At 30.7% G+C, this 2,120-nt stretch carries 3 protein-coding genes; 1 reads left to right on the plus strand and 2 read right to left on the minus strand.

Going from position 1 to position 2,120, the window contains the following annotated elements; translation table 11 throughout:
* Window positions 1-534: metallophosphoesterase family protein (locus SOY52_RS01160; RefSeq protein WP_320847152.1), on the minus strand; the 534-nt coding region annotated here is incomplete at its 3' end.
* A gap of 77 nt (window positions 535-611) precedes the next feature.
* On the opposite strand from SOY52_RS01160, the gene SOY52_RS01165 reads away from it, so the two are divergent.
* On the plus strand, window positions 612-1,475 hold the full coding sequence (locus SOY52_RS01165) for an SPL family radical SAM protein (protein WP_320847154.1): 864 nt from the start codon (window positions 612-614) through the stop codon (window positions 1,473-1,475).
* Here the strand turns inward: SOY52_RS01165 and SOY52_RS01170 are convergent.
* Window positions 1,467-2,120, minus strand: a 654-nt coding sequence (locus SOY52_RS01170) for a S41 family peptidase (protein WP_320847153.1), incomplete at its 5' end; no start/stop codon positions are given. The genes SOY52_RS01165 and SOY52_RS01170 overlap by 9 nt on opposite strands.

Genomic DNA, 2,120 nt, shown 5'->3' on the forward strand with positions numbered 1-2,120 from the left:
GAACATACAAAAGCAGTTAATCATATTAAAAGGAGTAATTGTTTCACTATCAAAACCTTTAGCTGGTCTCTTTTTTGATGAAGCAAGTTTAATAAAGTCGTTTATTAACACTTCATCAAAAGAGTCATGAACGTGACCATAGAGCATATAAGTATTGCTTTTAAATTGTCCATTATAAAACATCATAGGGTAGTGAGATAGAATTACTCTTCTATTGTTATCATTAATCTCCATGTAGCTTTTAATCTCTCTAATTCTAGTTGAAGTAAAAGCACTCTTCTTTGCAAAGCTATCATGATTACCGACTATAAGCGTTATCTTTCCCTTTAGACGATTCAATATCTTTGTTGTTTCTTCTACATTACCAAATGAGAAGTCACCTAGAACAAATACTTCATCTCGGCTTTTTACTTTCTCATTCCACTTTGCAACCATAAATTCATTCATGTCCTCAACAGATGAAAATGGTCTGTTATCAAGATTATGTAGTAGTGATTCATGGAAAAAGTGTAGATCAGAAATATAAAGCTTCATTTGATAATGATATTACCATAATAAAAAAAATAAAAGATGACATACAGCTGGCACATTTTATAATGTATTATCTAGCTATGCACTTTGTTAAAGCTAAAGCAATATTATCTTCAAGAAATGGTATGAATCTATATAGAGGGTGTACCCATGGTTGTATTTATTGCGACTCAAGAAGTAAATGCTACCAAATGGACCATGAATTTACTGATATCTGTGTAAAGGAAAATGCTATTTCACTCCTTGAGGAAGCTTTAAAAAAGAAGAGAAGAAAGTGCATGATCGCAACAGGCTCTATGAGTGACCCCTATATGAGTCTTGAAAAAGAATTAGAGTATACTCGAAAAGCATTAATGGTAATAGAAAAATATGGTTTTGGTGTAACACTAATAACAAAATCAAATCTAGTGTTAAGAGATATTGATATCTTAAAAAGAATTAATAGTAAGGCTAAGGCAGTTGTTCAAATGACACTAACAACTGCAGATGATAATCTATGTAAGATAATCGAACCAAATGTATGTCCTACCTCACTAAGAGTTGAAGCATTAAAAAAATTAAACCTTGAAGGCATTTCTACAGTAGTTTGGCTATCTCCTATTCTTCCATTTATTAATGATACTAAAAGCAATATTTTAAGAGTCATTGAAATGTGTCATGAAGCTAACGTTAAAGGAATTATTTGTTTTGGTATGGGATTAACTCTAAGGGAAGGTAATAGAGAATACTATTATAAAAAACTTGATAAACACTTTCCTGCATTAAAAGAACAATATATTAAAAGATATAAAGATAGCTATAATGTACCAAGCCCTAATGAAAAAGCTCTACTTGAGCTCTTTCATGAAAGGTGTGATGCATATGGGATGATGCACAATAATGATGATATCTTTAAATACCTTGAAGAGTATGAAGAAAAGGAGAGTCAATTAACTCTATTTTAGGCAATATTCAATTTCTAAATCTCTTCCTTCTATTAAAGAAGTAATATCTTTCTTTATTTGAACATCGGGCTTGATTGAACCTTCATACTTGTTACTAAGCTTAAAATACTTAGTTGAATAATATACTTCCCAATTACTTTCACTTAATATAAAACTCTTAACTTCTCCATAGTGGTTAATGCTTCCACCAGTAGGAGAGCCGACTAAAATAAAGGACGCATCATCCTTTAATGAAACTGCATTTAAAATAGCACTTGAGAAGGTTTGTTCTCCAATTAGACAATATTTTTCACATTTCTGTTTTTTTAGCAGTTTAATAACTGGTTCAAAGAGGGCTGAATTGCCACCACCATTATACCTTAAATCGACGATAATCTTTTCATACTTTGTCTTCTTAAGCATTGTTTTAACATCATTAATAAAGCTTTTAATTGGATAATTAGGGTCCTCAGAGCATGTGTTATAAGATATTAATAATGTCTTATTATCAATATTTTGTGCTAAATAGTACCCTTGATAGATATATTTAGAGTATCCTTTTACTGCACTTATTAAACTGTGACTTCGTAACTCAAGAATCATCATTGGAGTAAGTGTTAATGTGCTATTATCAGAAAAAGTTAGTATTACATCTTCATTTTGATC

The sequence above is a fragment of the Bullifex sp. genome (assembly GCF_034103065.1).
In the GTDB taxonomy this organism is placed as follows: Bacteria; Spirochaetota; Spirochaetia; order Sphaerochaetales; family Sphaerochaetaceae; genus Bullifex.